Raw genomic sequence first — 17,803 nt, forward strand, 5'->3', positions numbered from 1 at the left:
GGCCAGTGGTGGGGTTCCCGAGCGGCCAAAGGGAGCAGACTGTAAATCTGCCGTCACAGACTTCGAAGGTTCGAATCCTTCCCCCACCACCATCTTCCAAATAGTCCCCTCAAATTAATCCCATATTAAGAAATTACCTGTTCCCATTAGGGGGAAGGTGAGAACCTTCGACAAGGTTCGAGTCGAGCATCGCGAGACAACGTGCGCAGCACGGCCCGAAGGGCGAGGAACGGAGTGACGAGTCACCCTTCCCCCGCTACCATCTCCGAAAGATACTGGTTTACCCTTTCCACCGTCCGGGCATATAGGTGAATACCGGTAATTGCCATGACCAACGGATGGCCGCCAGTCGGACAGCGAGTCCAATAAGGAAGGAGATCAGTTGATTGATATCGTGATTGAGACCGACGTGCCGGAAACCGAGATAAAGCAGGGCCACCAGTAGCGAAACACAGGCATAGAGCTCTTTACGCAGCACCATCGGCGTACGGTTGCAGAAAATATCCCGTAGAATCCCACCGAAAATCCCCGTCGTCACGCCCGCGATAACCACAATCGTCAGCGAATAATTCAGATGAAGCGCCACATTGCAGCCAATAATGGTGAATGCGATGAGCCCCATCGCGTCCAGGACCAAAAACAGGCGATGCAGATGCTGCATGAAACGCGCGATGATGACGGTAAACAGACCCGCACCAACCGTGAGATAGATGTACGCCGGATGTTGTGTCCAGCCAATGGGGAAATTGCCGAGAAGAATGTCGCGGACGGTGCCGCCACCCAATGCCGTGATGAAGGCGATTAGCGAAACACCGAAAATGTCCATATTGCGGCGACCTGCCGCCAGCGCGCCGGACATCCCTTCGGCAGTAATGGCAATAAGATAGATATAGGTCAGCACACGAGCCTCTCGTAATTGTGCCCCTCCCTCTGTCCTTTTACCTGAGAGTTTGTGCAGCTTACGCCGCTTGCCCCTTCGGTGGGTTGTCTGGCAACCGCTCTCCAGTTGGCGTCTATAGAAGAATATGCAGTAAGGTGACCTGAGCGATTATGGGAGTTTGCGCCTTCGGCGGGATGGCTTGTGATGGCCTCCTCTCTCCTGCGAGTCGCGGAGTATACGGACTCTCCCGAGCGCCATCAACCCTGCAATATCGATGGTTACTATCGGCGTTTATGCCGGGTCATGACCGTGACTCACCGCCCGCATTTCTGCTACCATCTCGGCACATTTTCATTACAACGGCAGCGAACATGAAGTTTGTTTCTTTTAACATCAACGGCCTGCGGGCACGACCTCATCAACTAGCCGCAGTGGTCGAACAACATCAGCCAGACGTCATTGGTTTACAGGAAACCAAGGTACACGACGACATGTTCCCGCTGGAAGACGTCGCTCAGCATGGCTATCACGTCTTTTACCATGGACAGAAAGGCCATTACGGCGTGGCGCTGCTGACGAAGAAAGCGCCACTGGCGGTTCGACGCGGATTTCCGACCGATGAGGAAGACGCGCAGCGACGCATCATCATGGCGGATATCGACACGGTTCAGGGTCCGTTAACCGTCATCAACGGCTATTTCCCTCAGGGAGAAAGCCGCGACCATCCGACAAAGTTCCCCGCGAAAACGCGCTTTTATCAGGATTTGCAGAACTATATCGAAAACCATCACCCACAAGGGCAACCGCTGGTAATCATGGGCGATCTGAATATCAGCCCAACCGATCTGGATATTGGAATTGGGGAAGAGAACCGTAAACGCTGGCTGCGCACCGGCAAATGCTCTTTCTTGCCGGAAGAGCGTGAGTGGCTGGCCCGACTGCAAAACTGGGGACTGGTGGACACGTTCCGCGCCGCCAATCCGTCCTGTAACGACCAGTTTTCGTGGTTTGACTATCGTTCCAAAGGTTTTGATACCAACCGTGGCCTGCGCATCGACCTGATACTGGCGGACAAATCTCTGGCGGAGCGTTGCACTGGCACCGGTATTGACTACGTCATCCGCGCGATGGATAAACCATCTGATCACGCGCCTATCTGGGCTGAGTTCTCACTCTAACGCGCATATTAGCGGGGCCGTCATTCCGCCCCGCCATGCGGTTATTTCACCATCCGCCACACCAGATTATTGGTGCTGAGCCGCTGCTTATCCTCAGCACACTGCAACAAAACGCCTTCCATCTTGATGACCGCTCCTTCGGAATACTGCTTGTTCTGGTAAGTGCAGCAGCGAATACATTGCTGACCGTTATCCTGTTGACCCGAATTGTTGCCGTTGCCCCAAATCACCTGCGGCGGTACCGGCACCACAATGTCCGTATTGGTATGACTTCCCGGATTGGCTTGCCCCCAGATAGGCAAAACCAGCAGCGTTGCCGCCAGAAACTGTCCCCATCGTACCGTCATGAATTTTACTCCTTCACCTTGGGCTGAGACTTACGCCGCTTGTTGGTTTTCGATTTGCCGGGCGCAGGCGGCAGGCCTCGTAATAAAGGCATACTGCCACGATGCCTGACCTGCTGGATGATGTCGCACAGAGAGTCGGTCAACGGCTGCATAAAGTCCTGATAGCGACACTGCTTTTCGCTGATTTTAGTCAGCGTGGACTCCCAATGCGCGGTCATATCCGGATGCGCCGCGCTGGGCGGCAACGAGTGAATCAGCGCTCGCCCGGTTTCGCTGGCGTGAATATAACGCCCTTTTTTCACCAGAAAAGCGCGTTTGAACAGGAGTTCGATGATCCCGGCTCTCGTCGCTTCCGTCCCTAAACCATCGGTCGCACGCAGAATTTTCTTCAGCTCTTTATCCTGTACGAACCGTGCGATGCCGGTCATGGCAGACAACAATGTAGCATCGGTAAAATGTCGCGGCGGCTGCGTCTGACGTTCTACCACCTCGCCCCGCTCGCACAATAGTTCATCGCCTTTGCTGACCACGGGCAGCGGCGTCCCTTCGTTCTCTTCATCCCGCTCTTTGCCGCCAAGCAACGTACGCCAGCCCGCTTCCGCCAGAAAACGCGCCTTAGCCACGAACTTACCGCCGGCGATATCCAGTTCGATCACACATTTGCGGAAAACCGCATCGGCGCAGAACTGCATCAGATACTGTCGGGCGACGAGTCCGTACACCTGACTTTCCTGCTGGGTCAGGGTGGTTTTGGCCGTGCGCGCCGTCGGAATGATTGCATGGTGAGCATCCACCTTGCCGTCATCCCAGCATCGATTGCGACGTTCACTATCGAAAATGGGTTCCGGCGGTTGTAAATCTGGCTGATGAACCCCTATCGCCTGCAACACGGCCTGCCGTCCCGCAAAATGCTCTTCGGGCAGATAGCGGCAATCCGAACGGGGATAGGTAATCAGCTTATGGGTTTCGTATAACCGCTGACAGGTATCCAGCACCTGCTGGGCGCTTAAGCCAAAGCGCCTCGCGGCTTCGATCTGCAACGTCGACAGCGAATACGGCAACGGTGCGATTTCTGATTCCCGTTTATCATTATAGCCGGTGACTCGCGCAGGCTGACCGGCAATACGGTTCACCACGTGCTCCGCCAGAGGCCGATGCAGCAAACGCCCTTCTTCGTCCTGATAAGGTTCGCAGGATTCGCTGGGCTGCCACAGCGCCGTAAAGCGTTCATCCGCAGGCGTCACGATGTGCGCTTTAACATCGAAAAAGTCTTTAGGCACAAAGTTCTCGATATCTTCATCGCGCCGAACCACCAGCCCCAACACGGGCGTCTGCACCCGGCCTACCGACAACACGCCGTCGTAGCCGGCATTGCGTCCGAGTATCGTGTAGGCGCGCGTCATATTGATGCCGTACAGCCAATCCGCGCGCGAGCGGGCCAGCGCCGAGACACACAATGGAATGAATTCGCGGTTTTCTCGCAGACGGGCGACCGCTCTCTCTACCGCCTGCGGGTTGAGATCGTTGATCAGGCAGCGTTGTACGCGTTGCCGTTTTTCGTCAGAGAGATCGAGGTATTCCAGCACTTCATCGACCAACAGTTGACCTTCCCGGTCGGGGTCGCCGGCATGGATCACGTCATCCGCCTGCTGTAATAGTTTTTTAATGGCATTCAGCTGCTTACTGACGGAAGGCCGCGGTTGCAGCCGCCATTTCTGCGGCACAATAGGCAGGTCGTCCAGCGCCCAGCGCGCATAGCGAGGATCGTAGGCGTCCGGCTGGGCCTGTTCCAGCAAATGGCCTACGCACCACGTCACGACGTCGTGTTGGCCGCAGGCAATATATCCCTCACCCCGCCGATGGGGTTTAGGCAAAACATCGGCGATAGCCCGCGCCAGGCTGGGCTTTTCGGCAATAAAAAGTCGCATGATTCACCGCACTACCGGCAGTTGTTATTGAGGCGCCCCTTCTCTCGTGATAAAGGGCGCGACATCGCGATTCGCCGCAGCGAAACGCATCAGAAATAGCGGACGATCTTATTCGGATCGTTCGGGGTCAGCGTCGAGGAGGCTTTCAGTTGAGGAGTACCCAAATAGAGGAATCCGACAATTTCATCCTGTGGACGACAGTCAAAGGCTTCACGCACCCGCTTGCTGTGCGTCCAGGCGCCGCTACGCCAGATACCGTTGAATCCCTGAGCCTGCGCGGCCATCTGCATGGCGTGTACGGCGCAACCCGCAGAGACCACCTGCTCCCACACGGGAACTTTGTGATTCTCTTCGCAATGCGCGATGACGGTGATAATCAGCGGCGCACGGAATGGCGACTTACGCGCCTTTTCGATCGCCGACTCATCCAGTTGGTTCTGCTGCGCCGCTTCAACCAGCACGTCGCTGAAACGACTGAGTCCTTCATCCTGAATGACAAAGAAGCGCCACGGCTGTAATGCGCCGTGGTCGGGAGCCCGCATGCCGGCATGAATGATATTGTCCAGCGCAGCGCCTGCGGGGGCCGGAGCCGTCAGTCGGGAAGCCGAACGACGATTAAGCAATAATTCCAGGGCATCCATCACACATCTCCTGTATTTCATCAGGTAGCAAGGGTTGAGACGAGATTGCGCGCAACGGTAGCACAGCCAGAAGTTTTGTTACAAGTTAACAACCTACCACACCCCGCTGGGCAAGATAAAAAGCTGACTTTTACCTGTCCGCTCATTAGGATACTAAACTGTTTTTCCCATTTTCGGAGTTATCATGCGCACGATGTGGCGGATTTTCAGCGGATTTTTTAAGTGGGGCTGGCGCCTGCTTAACTTCATCCGGGAATTCATCCTCAATATTTTCCTTATCATGCTGATCCTGGTCGGCGTCGGTATTTACAGTCAATTTAAGGCAACCCCGCCGGAAACCGCCAAGGGCGCGCTGATGTTGAACATCACCGGCGTCGTCATCGACAAACCGTCGGTCAATAATAAGCTGCGTCAGTTTGGTCGCGAGCTTTTAGGCTCCTCCGCCAACCGAAATCAGGAAAACTCGCTATTTGACGTGGTCGAGGTGATTCGGCAGGCCAAAAACGACCGCAACATTACCGGCATGGTGATGGACCTGTCCGACTTCGTCGGCGCAGATCAGCCGTCTTTACAGTATATCGGCAAAGCGTTGCGCGAATTCCGAGATGCAGGCAAGCCAATTTACGCCGTGGGCGATAACTACAACCAGCCGCAATATTATCTGGCCAGCTACGCCAACAAGATTTTCCTGACGCCTCAGGGCGGCATCGACCTGCACGGTCTGGCCACCAACAACCTGTACTATAAAACGCTGTTGGATAAGCTGAAGGTCACCACGCACATCTTCCGTGTCGGCACCTACAAATCCGCCGTTGAACCTTACATCCGGGATGACATGTCCCCTGCGGCACGCGATGCCGACGCTCGTTGGGTCAACGGTCTCTGGCAGAACTACCTGATGACGGTGGCCGCGAATCGTGAGATCACTCCTCAGCAGCTCTTCCCCGGCGCAGAAGCCCTGCTCACCGCCCTACGTTCAGTGGATGGCGACACCGCGCGCTACGCACTGGATAATAAACTGGTGGACGAAGTCGCCTCTCGTACGGCCATTGAGCAAAAGCTGATCAAGACTTTCGGCTGGGATGACAAGAATAAGGACTTTAACTACACCTCCTTGTATGACTACACGCTGAGCGATCCTCAACCGGATAACAATCAGATCGCCGTCATCTTCGCTAACGGCATGATCGTCGATGGTAATGAAGCGACCGGCTATGTGGGCGGCAATACCACTGCCGGACAAATCCGCGACGCGCGACTCGATCCGAAGGTGAAAGCGATAATCCTGCGGGTCAACAGCCCCGGCGGCAGCGTGACGGCGTCAGAACAAATTCGCGCCGAACTGGCCGCGGCACGCCAGGCGGGCAAACCGGTGGTAGTTTCAATGGGGGTATGGCCGCCTCTGGCGGTTACTGGATCTCCACGCCGGCTAACGCCATTATCGCCAGCCCCACTACGCTCACTGGCTCCATCGGCATCTTCGGCGTGATCAACACCGTTGAGAATACTTTGGATAGCGTCGGCGTTCATACCGACGGCGTCGCCACCTCGCCTCTGGCCGATCTGTCCATGACGAAAGCACTGCCGCCGGAGTTTGGCGAACTAATGCAGGTCAACATTGAGCGAGGCTACAAAAACTTCCTCTCTTTGGTCGCTCAGTCACGGAATAAAACGCCGGAGCAGGTGGACGAAATCGCGCAGGGTCACGTCTGGATCGGCAGCGATGCTAAAGCCAACGGCCTGGTCGATACGCTCGGCGACTTCGATGATGCGGTGAAGAAAGCGGCTGAGCTGGCTAAGCTGGATCATCATCAATTGGTGTGGTTCGAAGAGAGTGATGGGCTGATGGATGCGATCTTTAGTCAGGTTCGTAGCTCAGTCTACGCACAGCTGCCGGACGCTTTGCAGACGCTGTTCCCCGCGCCTGTCGCAGAGCTGAGCGAGATGCTTCGCACTCAACCGTCCCTGTCGAATAAACTGACCGACCCGCAACATCGCTATGTGATTTGTCTCAGCTGCGGCAACGTTCGTTAATCGCACTACCCGCCCGGCGCACAATCGCCGGGCTGCTTTTCCCCTCGCTTCGCTCTATAATCCATTTTTTGATTTTGACGTAATCACATCCATGCAAAAGAAATCCATTTATGTCGCCTACACGGGCGGTACGATCGGCATGCAACATTCCGCTCAAGGCTATATCCCGGTTTCAGGCCATCTCCAGCAGCAGCTGGCGCAGATGCCCGAATTTCATCGGCCGGAAATGCCGTCCTTCACCATTCATGAATATACGCCGCTGATCGACTCCTCGGACATGACGCCGGAAGACTGGCAGATCATCGCCAACGACATCCGGCAGCATTACGATGACTATGACGGTTTCGTCATTTTGCATGGGACCGATACGATGGCCTTCACCGCGTCAGCGCTCTCGTTCATGCTGGAGAATTTGGCCAAGCCCGTTATCGTGACAGGGTCACAGATTCCGCTGGCCGAACTGCGTTCCGATGGGCAAACCAATCTGCTGAATGCGCTGTATGTAGCGGCCAACCATCCCATTAACGAAGTCAGCCTGTTTTTCAACAACAAGCTGCTGCGCGGCAACCGCACGACCAAAGCCCATGCCGACGGTTTCGATGCGTTCTCCTCCCCTAACTATCCTGTGCTGCTGGAGACCGGTATTCATATTCGCCGCCTCTCCTCGGCGCCGCTGATAGAGTCGACGGAGCCGCTGATTGTTCATGACATAACCCCTCAGCCTATTGGCGTTATCACGATTTACCCCGGCATTTCCGCGGACGTTGTGCGCAATTTCCTGCTTCAGCCGGTTCGCGCGCTGATCCTGCGCTCTTATGGCGTCGGCAACGCCCCACAGAACAAAGCGTTCCTGAAAGAGCTGCGGGAAGCGTCCGATCGCGGCATCATCGTCGTCAATCTGACGCAATGCATGTCCGGCTGCGTCAATATGGAAGGCTACGCGACAGGCAATGCCTTGTCGCAGGCGGGCGTGATCAGCGGATTCGATATGACCGTTGAAGCGACGCTCACCAAACTGCATTATCTGCTGAGTCGAGACGACCTGTCGCCTGATGATATCCGTCGTCTAATGCAGCAGGATCTGCGGGGTGAGCTCGGCAATAGCTAACATCCGGAGACAATATGAACAAAGCGCTGTTACTGATCGATTTACAGAATGACTTTTGTCCCGGCGGGGCTCTGGCCGTTGATGAGGGGGATAGCGTTATCCCGGTGGCGAACCGGATGATGGCTGCCTGCACCGCCGCCCAGATTACCGTGATCGCAAGCCTGGACTGGCATCCTGCCGATCATCGCAGCTTTGCCGTCAATTCCGGCACGACGATCGGTGAGATCGGCGAGCTGGAAGGATTGCCTCAGGTATGGTGGCCCACGCACTGCGTCGCTGGCGAAACGGGCGCGGAGTTTCACCCCGCTCTGGCGCAGCGAGCCATTGACCGAATCGTCCGTAAAGGCACCGATAGCGCCATTGACAGTTACAGCGCTTTTTTTGATAACGGTCACCGGGTCAAAACCGAACTGGACGACTGGCTGCGCGCCAATCACATCGATTCCCTTGCCATCATGGGATTGGCGACAGATTACTGTGTAAAGTACACGGTGCTGGATGCGCTGACGCTGGGGTATCGTACTGAGGTCTTGGTGGATGGCTGTCGCGGGGTCAACCTACGCCCCGCAGACAGTCAGAATGCGCTGCAGGAGATGCGAGCGCAAGGCGCGATCCTGACGGACTCACACTCTTTCATCAGCGCGCTCTCCTCCTCATAGGGCTAAAACGGCTGTGCGGTGACGATAACGTCATTCGTCCTGTGGTTTTAACACCGCAATCGACTCGGCTGAAGCGGCAAAACGTTGTTTAAGCGCCTGCTTACTTTTGATTTCGATTTCGCCCTGCTGATTGATGCTCATGTGATCCGCTTCCGCGTTATGTCGCGATTGCCACAGTAGAACCATCTGCAGGGCGTTGTCTTTCTGTTCCGACGTCAATGCCACACCGTCAGGCCATTTACCCAGCTCTACCGCCGTGACTAATCGCTGATAGATGTCCGGCGTCATCACCTTTAGTACATCCTCCATCTGCATATCCAGATTCCTTCTTGATGCGTTTTAGATTGTTGTTCAGACATTCCGCAGGGCGATTTCGTTGTCTGCATTTATTCTGGATTAGCGCCTGATTGGCCCTTAAACACCTCATCAGCTGAAACGTTTCAATTAAATAGACATCTAGCCGTCTATTTCGTGATTATTTTCAGCATTGATGAAACTCAGCGAAGCCGAGTTGACGCAATAACGTTCACCCGTGGTTTCCTTTGGACCATCAGGAAACACATGTCCGAGATGCGCATCGCAATGGCCGCAACGAATTTCCACTCGATGCATATTGTGCGAATTATCATCGAGATAACGAATGGCTTCCGCAGAGACGGGCTGATCAAAGCTGGGCCAGCCACAGCCGGAGTCAAACTTGTTGTCCGAATAAAACAGCGGTTGTTTACAACATAAACAATGGTAGACGCCGGTCTGCTTATTATGCAGCAGCTTGCCTGTGAACGGCGGTTCAGTCCCCCGCTGCTGGGTGACATATCGTTGTATTTCCGTCAGGTTATCGCGCTCAGGGGAGCCGGGAAGGTGTTTGTCCATATCATCGCTCACGAAAGAAGTTAAAACAGGTGTTAAAGAGTATAGACTGTTAGCGCTACAAAAATTTAACACTCAAAACGTTATTCGGCCTCTCATTACGATAGGCGAGCGTCTGACGGGGTGCTAATTGTGATCTGGGTCACAATAATACCCCCATCGGGTGTTCTCATCCCCGGCCAATGCTCCTATCATGTTGTCCAACAACTTAAATGACCGAATAGATGATTTATCGTGCAAGGGTTGCCCATAGTTTTGACATACAGCAACTATTGACACGATTCCGCTTGACCCTCGGGAAGGTTTTTGTAATTTTACAGCCAACCTTTTATTCACAAACCAAATAGCTGGTGGAATATATGACTATCAAAGTAGGTATCAATGGATTTGGCCGTATCGGCCGTATTGTTTTCCGCGCTGCCCAGGAGCGTTCAGACGTTGAAATCGTTGCAATCAACGATTTGTTAGATGCGGAATACATGGCTTACATGCTGAAGTATGACTCCACTCACGGCCGCTTCAACGGTACTGTTGAAGTTAAAGACGGTCACCTGGTAGTTAACGGCAAAACCATCCGTGTTACCGCAGAAAGAGATCCGGCTAACCTGAAATGGAACGAAGCAGGCGTTGACGTTGTTGCAGAAGCTACAGGTATCTTCCTGACTGACGAAACTGCACGTAAACACATCCAGGCTGGCGCGAAGAAAGTCGTACTGACTGGTCCTTCCAAAGACAGCACTCCGATGTTCGTTATGGGCGTAAACCATAAAGAATACGCGGGTCAGGATATCGTTTCTAACGCATCTTGCACCACTAACTGCCTGGCACCGCTGGCTAAAGTCATCAACGACAAATTCGGTATCGTTGAAGCGCTGATGACCACTGTTCACGCAACTACCGCGACTCAGAAAACCGTTGATGGCCCGTCTCACAAAGACTGGCGCGGCGGCCGCGGCGCATCTCAGAACATCATCCCTTCTTCTACCGGTGCTGCTAAAGCTGTAGGTAAAGTTATCCCGGCTCTGAACGGTAAACTGACTGGTATGGCGTTCCGCGTTCCTACTCCTAACGTATCCGTCGTTGACCTGACTGCACGTCTGGAAAAAGGCGCTTCTTACGACGCTATCTGTGCTGCGATCAAAGAAGCTTCTGAAGGCGAACTGAAAGGCGTTCTGGGCTACACCGAAGACGCAGTTGTTTCTACCGATTTCAACGGTGAAAAACTGACTTCCGTATTCGATGCTAAAGCCGGTATCGCTCTGAGCGACAACTTCGTGAAACTGGTTGCTTGGTACGATAACGAAACGGGTTACTCCAACAAAGTTCTGGATCTGGTTGCTCACATCTCCAAATAATGAGCTGAAGATCGGTAACTGATATCAAGGGCGACGCAAGTCGCCCTTTTTTATGCACGTTTGTTTACATGCTCGCCCCAGTGCCACGCCCCCTGCCCCAGCGGTGTTTTCATGCTTCCTCCGACAGACTTAGCTCGCCGTTTTTAATGACTTTACCGCCGCTCCGTTAGGGATGTTCTGCCGCATGCACGCCTTGTTCCGCCTGCAGCTAGTGGTAGATGAGTCAATTCAGTCCGATTGAAAAATGTGATAGCCGGTACCACTATAGTTAACGCGGCTCAATGAGACAGCGAATTCCTATTGGGGAATGACGTTATGAGTGCCACAATATTCATTATCGATTTCTACTCATAGATGAATAGGCCCGCCCATGACTGATGCCATTTTCTCCCTTCCCGTCAGCAAAACCATTTCTCCCCACATCACGTTACGCCAACAGGACCAACTGTCGATCGTCGTCATCGATCATCCGCAGTTGAGAGCCGCCGTCGCGCTGCAAGGGGCTCATCTGATCGCCTGGCAGCCCACCGACGCCGCGCCGGTCATTTGGCTCAGCGACAACACGCTGTTTCAGGAAGGGAAAGCGATTCGCGGTGGGATCCCCATCTGTTTCCCGTGGTTTGGTCCCGTTGCCGAACCGAGCCACGGCTTTGCGCGCATCATGCCTTGGACCTTTTCATCGCATATTGATGATGCTGACGGCGTAACGCTGACTCTGACGCTACGGGACAATGAGGAAACGCGCGCCGTCTGGCCGCAAGCGTTTAAAGTGGATGCCCGTTTTGCACTCACTAAAACGTCTTGCGATGTTGAGCTGGAGTTCGAAGGGGAATACAGCATGACCAGCGCCCTGCACACCTATTTCAATATCGGGGACATCAGCCGCGTGAGCGTGAGCGGGCTGGGTGAGCGCTTTATCGATAAGGTCGACCCGGAAAATCCCGGTCTCCAGCAAGGCGATCTCTCGTTCCCCAACCGCACCGATAGGATCTATACCGAGCCTGAGACGATCAGTGTGATCCACGATCCGGTTCTTGAGCGCACTATAGAAGTGCACCACCATAACCATAGCGATGTCGTAGCCTGGAACCCGGGGGAGCAGTTGTCAAAAACGATGTCGGATCTCACCGATGAGGGTTACAAAACGTTCGTGTGTGTGGAAACTGCCCGTATCAGTCAACCATTTAACATCACCCGGCATGCGCCGGCTAAATTGGCGACCTCGATACGCGTTCATACCACACAGGCGAATTAATCCTTTTTTTAAATATAAAACAGCACGCTTATGGTTTCACCGTGCTGGTTATCCAAACAGACTGCGCCTCACCATAAAGCAAACGCACCGTAAACTGACGTTCACGGTGCGTTTAAAGCACAAAGATAGTGCATTCCAGCTTAGAAGGCGTAGCTGATTCCGCCGCCGAGCATCACACTATCGCTTTTCTCTACCATCGGGCTACTTTTCACTTCATCGCTAAGACGGGTGTAGCGACCGATAATCCAGGTGTTCCAGCGCGGCGTAATGGTGTACCCCACGCTCAGCTCCAGATACGGATCCCAACTGTCTCCCGGACGGTAGGTTTGAATGCCTGAACGCGCTGACTCACCGCTGCTGACGCCGTAGTAGTAGCGGTTCTGACGTTCACTCGACCAGTTAACGCCAATCCCCGGCGTAATATGCCACTGGTCAGCGTCAATGCGGTAAAGATAAGCGGTATCCCACACAATGCCATCGCTGTTGCCCAGCGTGTCAGCGGCCAGGACGCTACGAATCGTGCCCCATTGCGCATCATGACGGTAAGCCAAACCACCCATCAACGTGCCGCGGCGTTTGTCCAGCTGTTTCATACTGCCGTCGTCACTGTCGCCCGGCTTGAATCCGAACGGATTGTAGTAGGCGGTCAGAGAAAGTTTATTTTGCTCGTCATTCCACAGATAGTAGCCGCCGCCCAGCCCGCGAAAATAGAAGTTATCACTCTCATAAACCACCTGCGGGAAGGGGTAAATGTGGTTATCGTCGCCGCGATAAACCGACGTTTCCCCGATGGCGCCCACCCCCAGAGAAAAGGTATCCGCCAGTGCCGGCGACGCCGCCGTAACGCCCAGCGCCAGCATTACACCTAATGATTGAAGTTTTTTCACTGCTGACTTTCTCCTGTTCCAATCGAGCCTCCCGTAGGAGTAGGCTGACATTATGGTCACGCCGGGGAAATAACGCTACTACAGACTGAATCGGATAACTTATAACCATTTTTTCTAGTGCCGAAAAGGCGGTCTGGCATACTCGTTCAGACCCGCTGCAAAGGGGAATCGCCCCTACTTCGACAGACTGAGTCATTGAAATTTATTAAAAATCTGAAGGAAGAATAGAGGAAATTTCACCGAGGCAAACTACGCTTTAAATTGAAGAGGACATTCCCTTACCGTGCACGCCGATGTTGAACCTGCGCGGCGCGTCACAAGTTGGCATAAGGGTTGCTGTACTCTGAAGGGGAATTCTTCTTTAGGAGAGCCAACCATTATATAGACGGTATTCATACTCTCGCTCTCTTATTCTGTGTTGTTAATCGACGAAGGACGGGCATCGCTATGAACATATTTGATCATTACCGTCAGCGCTACGACGCTGCCAAGGACGAAGAGTTCACACTGCAAGAGTTCCTTAACATCTGCCAGCAGGATCGCAGTGCTTACGCGAATGCTGCCGAAAGATTGTTAATGGCTATCGGTGATCCAGTCATGGTGGACACCGCGCAAGAACCGCGTCTTTCCCGTTTATTTTCCAACCGGGTCATAGCCCGCTACCCTGCTTTCGAAGAGTTTTACGGTATGGAAGAAGCGATCGAGCAAATCGTCGCTTATCTCCGCCATGCTGCTCAAGGTTTAGAAGAGAAGAAACAGATTCTGTATCTGCTCGGCCCCGTGGGCGGGGGGAAATCCTCTCTCGCCGAACGGTTAAAAGCCCTGATGCAGCTGGTGCCCATCTATGTACTCAGCGCCGACGGCGAACGCAGCCCGGTCAACGACCATCCGCTAAGCCTATTCAACCCGCATGAAGACGCCGCCATATTGGAAAAAGAGTATGGCGTGCCACGTCGTTATCTCGGCACCATTATGTCGCCGTGGGCGGCCAAGCGACTTCAGGAATTCGGTGGCGACATCACCAAGTTCCGCGTCGTCAAAGTCTGGCCTTCCATTCTGGCGCAGCTGGCTATTGCCAAGACCGAGCCTGGCGATGAGAACAACCAGGACATTTCCGCGCTGGTCGGGAAAGTGGATATCCGCAAACTGGAGCATTTCGCCCAGAACGATCCTGATGCCTATGGCTACTCCGGCGCACTCTGCCGCGCCAACCAAGGCATCATGGAATTCGTGGAGATGTTCAAAGCCCCGATCAAAGTCCTCCACCCCCTGTTGACCGCGACGCAGGAAGGCAACTACAACGGGACGGAAGGGATTGCCGCCCTGCCGTTCAACGGCATCATATTGGCTCACTCCAACGAATCGGAATGGGTACAGTTCCGCAACAACAAAAATAACGAGGCTTTCCTCGACCGTGTGTATATCGTCAAGGTGCCTTACTGCCTGCGCGTGTCGGAAGAGGTCAAAATCTACGACAAGCTGCTGCAAAACAGCGAGCTGAGCCAATCGCCATGCGCCCCCGGCACACTGGAAACCTTGGCGCGTTTCTCTATCTTGTCGCGACTGAAAGATCCTGAAAACTCCAGCACCTATTCGAAGATGCGGGTTTACGACGGGGAAAGCCTGAAAGATACGGATCCGAAAGCCAAGTCTTATCAGGAATACCGCGACTATGCGGGCGTCGATGAAGGCATGCAGGGATTGTCCACGCGTTTTGCCTTTAAGATTCTGTCGCGCGTATTCAACTTCGATCATAGCGAAGTCGCCGCTAACCCAGTGCACCTGTTCTATGTATTGGAACAGCAGATTGAACGCGAACAGTTCCCGCAGGACGTCGCGGAAAAATATCTGGAGCACCTGAAAGGCTATTTGATTCCTAAATACGCGGAGTTCATTGGTAAAGAGATTCAGACCGCCTATCTCGAATCGTATTCGGAATACGGCCAGAACATCTTTGATCGTTATGTCACCTACGCTGACTTCTGGATTCAGGATCAGGAATATCGCGATCCCGATACCGGGCAGCTGTTTGACCGTGAAGCGCTCAACAGCGAGCTGGAAAAAATCGAGAAACCGGCAGGCATCAGCAACCCTAAAGACTTCCGTAATGAAATCGTCAACTTCGTGCTGCGCGCGCGCGCGGGCAACAACGGGCGCAATCCTAACTGGACCAGCTACGAGAAATTGCGCACGGTGATCGAGAAGAAAATGTTCTCCAACACCGAAGAGCTGCTGCCGGTAATTTCATTCAACACGAAAACTTCTACCGAGGAGCAGAAAAAACACGATGACTTCGTCGACCGTATGATGGAAAAAGGCTATACCCGCAAGCAGGTTCGATTGTTATGCGAATGGTACCTGCGCGTGAGAAAGTCGTCTTAATGCGACAGACCGACAGGCAACGTCGTTTGGGGGAAACATGGCTTATTTCATCGATCGCCGGCTAAACGGTAAAAACAAAAGCGCGGTTAACCGCCAGCGCTTTATACGCCGCTATAAGTCGCAGATAAAACATTCGATCGCCGATGCCATTAACAAGCGTTCGGTAACCGATGTGGACAATGGGGAGTCAATCACGATTCCTAATTCGGATATCAGTGAGCCGATGTTCCATCAGGGCCGCGGTGGCGTACGCCACCGCGTACACCCTGGCAACGACCACTTCGTGCAGAATGACAAAATCGAGCGGCCGCAGGGAGGCGGTGGCGGCGGTTCCGGTCAGGGTGAAGCGAGCCAGGACGGCGAAGGCCAGGACGATTTCGTTTTTCAGATCTCCAAAGACGAATATCTTGACCTGTTGTTCGAGGATTTGGCGCTTCCCAACCTGAAAAAAACCGAACATCGCCAGATGGCGGAGTACAAGAACCATCGCGCGGGCTACACCTCAAACGGCGTGCCCGCCAACATCAGCGTTGTACGTTCGTTGCAGAACTCCCTCGCCCGCCGTATGGCGATGACGGCGGGAAAACGGCGCGAGTTGAGTGCGTTGGAGGAAAATCTCGCGTTGCTGAAGAACTCCGAGCCCGCCCAGCTTTTGGAAGAGGAGCGGCTGCGCGCGGAGATCGCCGAACTTCGACAGCGCATTGCGCGCGTACCGTTTATCGATACGTTCGACCTCCGTTACAAGAACTTCGAGCGCCGACCGGAGCCTTCCAGTCAGGCGGTGATGTTCTGTCTAATGGATGTTTCCGGCTCTATGGATCAAGCCACCAAGGATATCGCCAAACGGTTCTACATCCTGCTGTACCTGTTCCTCAGCCGGTCTTACCGGAATGTGGATGTGGTCTATATCCGGCACCATACGCAGGCCAAGGAAGTGGACGAGGAGGAGTTCTTCTACTCGCAGGAAACCGGCGGCACGATTGTGTCGAGCGCCCTGAAATTGATGGAGGACGTCGTCAAGGAGCGTTACGACCCCGCGCTGTGGAACATCTATGCCGCGCAGGCGTCGGACGGCGATAACTGGGCGGACGACTCACCGCTATGCCACGATTTGCTGGCCAGTCATCTACTGCCGTTCGTGCGCTACTACAGCTACATCGAGATCACGCGGCGTTCTCATCAAACATTGTGGCGTGAATATGAACGCCTGCAGGAAAAGTACGAGAACTTCGCCATGCAGCATATTCGCGATCAGGACGATATTTATCCTGTCTTCCGCGAGCTGTTTCACAAACAAACCGTCAACAACTGACCCCTATTCAGCCAGCAGCAACCGTGCTGGCTGATTTTCTTCATTCCATCATCTTCAGAATTTCCCTCAAGCAAACTTCCGCCGTGCATGCATACCGCTTTATCTTTGATGATGGAATTGTTATGTTATCACATATCAATAGCCACCTATGTGAGTCCGCCTCGTGCTTGACGTTACCCACCTGCAGTTAGCGATCCAGGGCCAGACAAAAGTTCACGACATCAGCTTTTCTCTCGCCGCCGGCGAACGCGTCGGCTTACTGGGCGCCTCCGGTTCCGGGAAATCGCTCACCGCCCGTGCGTTACTGGGCGCACTCCCCGCCAGCACCCAGGTGAGCGGCAGTATTCAATTCTGCGATGAAGAGATCGCTCACCGTCCGGTACAGCGGCGTCCTGCCCGGTGCCGTCCCGCCGCCTTATTTCAAGACGCTTCGACGGCGCTCAATCCGCTGGTCACGGTAGAAAAACAGCTGCGAATGGCGATGCAGCCAACCGTTCTCGATCATCATCAGGCGCGTCAGTCGCTTCGCGCCCTGCTGCTCTCCGTCGGTTTTGACGATCCCGAGGCGATTCTTCCTCGCTATCCCGGAGAGTTGTCTGGCGGCCAGCGTCAGCGCGTATGCCTTTCGCTAGCGTTGCTGTGCCAACGCCCCCTGTTGATTGCCGACGAACCCACCACCGCACTCGATGTCATTTCACAGGCACAGGTCTTGAGCACGCTGCGGGCCTATAGTTGCAGCAACCCGGATTCCGCATTGTTGTTTATCACGCACGACATCGCCGTGGCCGCCTCACTGTGTCATCGCCTGCTGGTCATGAAGGACGGACATCTCGTCGAACAGGGGGATACCCGCACGGTGATCGAGCATCCGCAGCATGACTACACACGCGCTCTGGTGCAGGCCGCTCGGCAGCTAGACCAAGCGTTGACTATCTCCTCGCTACCGACGCTGCAATGGGCAAGCTAA

General features: G+C 54.2%; 15 protein-coding genes, 1 tRNA gene, 1 other RNA gene, 1 pseudogene and 2 riboswitches. Of the genes and pseudogenes, 11 read left to right on the plus strand and 7 right to left on the minus strand.

Annotated features, from left to right (window positions below; translation table 11 throughout):
* Positions 1-7: 7 nt before the first annotated feature.
* Together CKQ53_RS14350 and CKQ53_RS14355 are read left to right on the plus strand one after the other, a co-directional pair.
* Positions 8-92 (plus strand) — tRNA-Tyr (locus CKQ53_RS14350).
* A 45-nt stretch (positions 93-137) separates the two neighbouring features.
* Positions 138-262, plus strand: a non-coding RNA gene (locus tag CKQ53_RS14355) — RtT sRNA.
* Positions 263-280: 18 nt separating this feature from the next.
* Here CKQ53_RS14355 and CKQ53_RS14360 read toward each other — a convergent pair.
* Complete coding sequence (locus tag CKQ53_RS14360) at positions 281-901, minus strand: trimeric intracellular cation channel family protein (protein WP_085651381.1); 621 nt, start codon at positions 899-901, stop codon at positions 281-283.
* 19 nt (positions 902-920) lie between these two features.
* Positions 921-1,016, minus strand: a riboswitch (glycine riboswitch).
* Positions 1,017-1,018: 2 nt separating this feature from the next.
* Positions 1,019-1,112, minus strand: a riboswitch (glycine riboswitch).
* A 139-nt stretch (positions 1,113-1,251) separates the two neighbouring features.
* Between CKQ53_RS14360 and xthA the strand changes: the two genes are divergently transcribed.
* Positions 1,252-2,058 (plus strand): exodeoxyribonuclease III, encoded by an 807-nt coding sequence (gene xthA / locus CKQ53_RS14365; protein ID WP_118895132.1) that lies wholly within the window; start codon positions 1,252-1,254, stop codon positions 2,056-2,058.
* A gap of 41 nt (positions 2,059-2,099) precedes the next feature.
* On the opposite strand, the gene CKQ53_RS14370 is transcribed toward xthA, so the two are convergent.
* From CKQ53_RS14370 to CKQ53_RS14380, 3 genes are all read right to left on the minus strand, one after another.
* Positions 2,100-2,405, minus strand: coding sequence for a DUF1496 domain-containing protein (locus CKQ53_RS14370; protein WP_085651383.1), 306 nt, complete (start codon positions 2,403-2,405; stop codon positions 2,100-2,102).
* A gap of 5 nt (positions 2,406-2,410) precedes the next feature.
* Complete coding sequence (locus CKQ53_RS14375; protein WP_094117587.1) at positions 2,411-4,333, minus strand: DNA topoisomerase III; 1,923 nt, start codon at positions 4,331-4,333, stop codon at positions 2,411-2,413.
* 89 nt (positions 4,334-4,422) lie between these two features.
* Entirely contained in the window at positions 4,423-4,974 is a 552-nt protein-coding gene (locus CKQ53_RS14380; protein WP_094117586.1) for an NAD(P)H nitroreductase, read from the minus strand.
* Positions 4,975-5,158: 184 nt separating this feature from the next.
* Between CKQ53_RS14380 and sppA the strand changes: the two are divergent.
* The 3 genes and pseudogenes from sppA (at position 5,159) to pncA (ending at position 8,775) form a co-directional block, all read left to right on the plus strand.
* Positions 5,159-7,008: pseudogene (gene sppA, locus CKQ53_RS14385) on the plus strand (signal peptide peptidase SppA).
* 91 nt (positions 7,009-7,099) lie between these two features.
* On the plus strand, positions 7,100-8,116 hold the full coding sequence (gene ansA / locus CKQ53_RS14390) for an asparaginase (RefSeq protein WP_085651387.1): 1,017 nt from the start codon (positions 7,100-7,102) through the stop codon (positions 8,114-8,116).
* 14 nt (positions 8,117-8,130) lie between these two features.
* Positions 8,131-8,775, plus strand: a complete 645-nt coding sequence (pncA, locus tag CKQ53_RS14395) for a bifunctional nicotinamidase/pyrazinamidase (protein WP_094117584.1) — start codon at positions 8,131-8,133, stop codon at positions 8,773-8,775.
* A 30-nt stretch (positions 8,776-8,805) separates the two neighbouring features.
* Here pncA and CKQ53_RS14400 read toward each other — a convergent pair whose 3' ends face one another.
* On the minus strand, positions 8,806-9,090 hold the full coding sequence (locus CKQ53_RS14400; protein WP_094117583.1) for a YeaC family protein: 285 nt from the start codon (positions 9,088-9,090) through the stop codon (positions 8,806-8,808).
* Between the two features lie 141 nt (positions 9,091-9,231).
* Positions 9,232-9,648: a peptide-methionine (R)-S-oxide reductase MsrB gene (gene msrB / locus CKQ53_RS14405; protein ID WP_085651390.1), complete on the minus strand. Its 417-nt coding sequence runs from the start codon at positions 9,646-9,648 to the stop codon at positions 9,232-9,234.
* A 356-nt stretch (positions 9,649-10,004) separates the two neighbouring features.
* Between msrB and gapA the strand changes: the two genes are divergently transcribed.
* Complete coding sequence (gene gapA, locus CKQ53_RS14410) at positions 10,005-11,000, plus strand: glyceraldehyde-3-phosphate dehydrogenase (RefSeq protein ID WP_085651391.1); 996 nt, start codon at positions 10,005-10,007, stop codon at positions 10,998-11,000.
* 370 nt (positions 11,001-11,370) lie between these two features.
* Positions 11,371-12,255 carry a D-hexose-6-phosphate mutarotase gene (locus CKQ53_RS14415; protein WP_094117582.1) on the plus strand — a complete coding sequence of 295 codons (885 nt, stop codon included), beginning with the start codon at positions 11,371-11,373 and terminating at the stop codon, positions 12,253-12,255.
* Positions 12,256-12,395: 140 nt separating this feature from the next.
* On the opposite strand, the gene CKQ53_RS14420 is transcribed toward CKQ53_RS14415, so the two are convergent.
* Entirely contained in the window at positions 12,396-13,115 is a 720-nt protein-coding gene (locus tag CKQ53_RS14420; RefSeq protein ID WP_100053495.1) for a MipA/OmpV family protein, read from the minus strand.
* Between the two features lie 474 nt (positions 13,116-13,589).
* Between CKQ53_RS14420 and CKQ53_RS14425 the strand changes: the two genes are divergently transcribed.
* From CKQ53_RS14425 to CKQ53_RS14435, 3 genes are all read left to right on the plus strand, one after another.
* A complete protein-coding gene (locus tag CKQ53_RS14425; RefSeq protein ID WP_026739399.1) occupies positions 13,590-15,524 on the plus strand; it encodes a PrkA family serine protein kinase in 1,935 nt (644 codons plus the stop codon).
* 37 nt (positions 15,525-15,561) lie between these two features.
* A complete protein-coding gene (locus tag CKQ53_RS14430) occupies positions 15,562-16,836 on the plus strand; it encodes a YeaH/YhbH family protein (protein WP_094117579.1) in 1,275 nt (424 codons plus the stop codon).
* A 163-nt stretch (positions 16,837-16,999) separates the two neighbouring features.
* Positions 17,000-17,803, plus strand: a complete 804-nt coding sequence (locus CKQ53_RS14435) for an ATP-binding cassette domain-containing protein (protein WP_099045359.1) — start codon at positions 17,000-17,002, stop codon at positions 17,801-17,803.

This window comes from Lonsdalea britannica, assembly GCF_003515985.1.
Classification (GTDB): domain Bacteria; phylum Pseudomonadota; class Gammaproteobacteria; order Enterobacterales; family Enterobacteriaceae; genus Lonsdalea; species Lonsdalea britannica.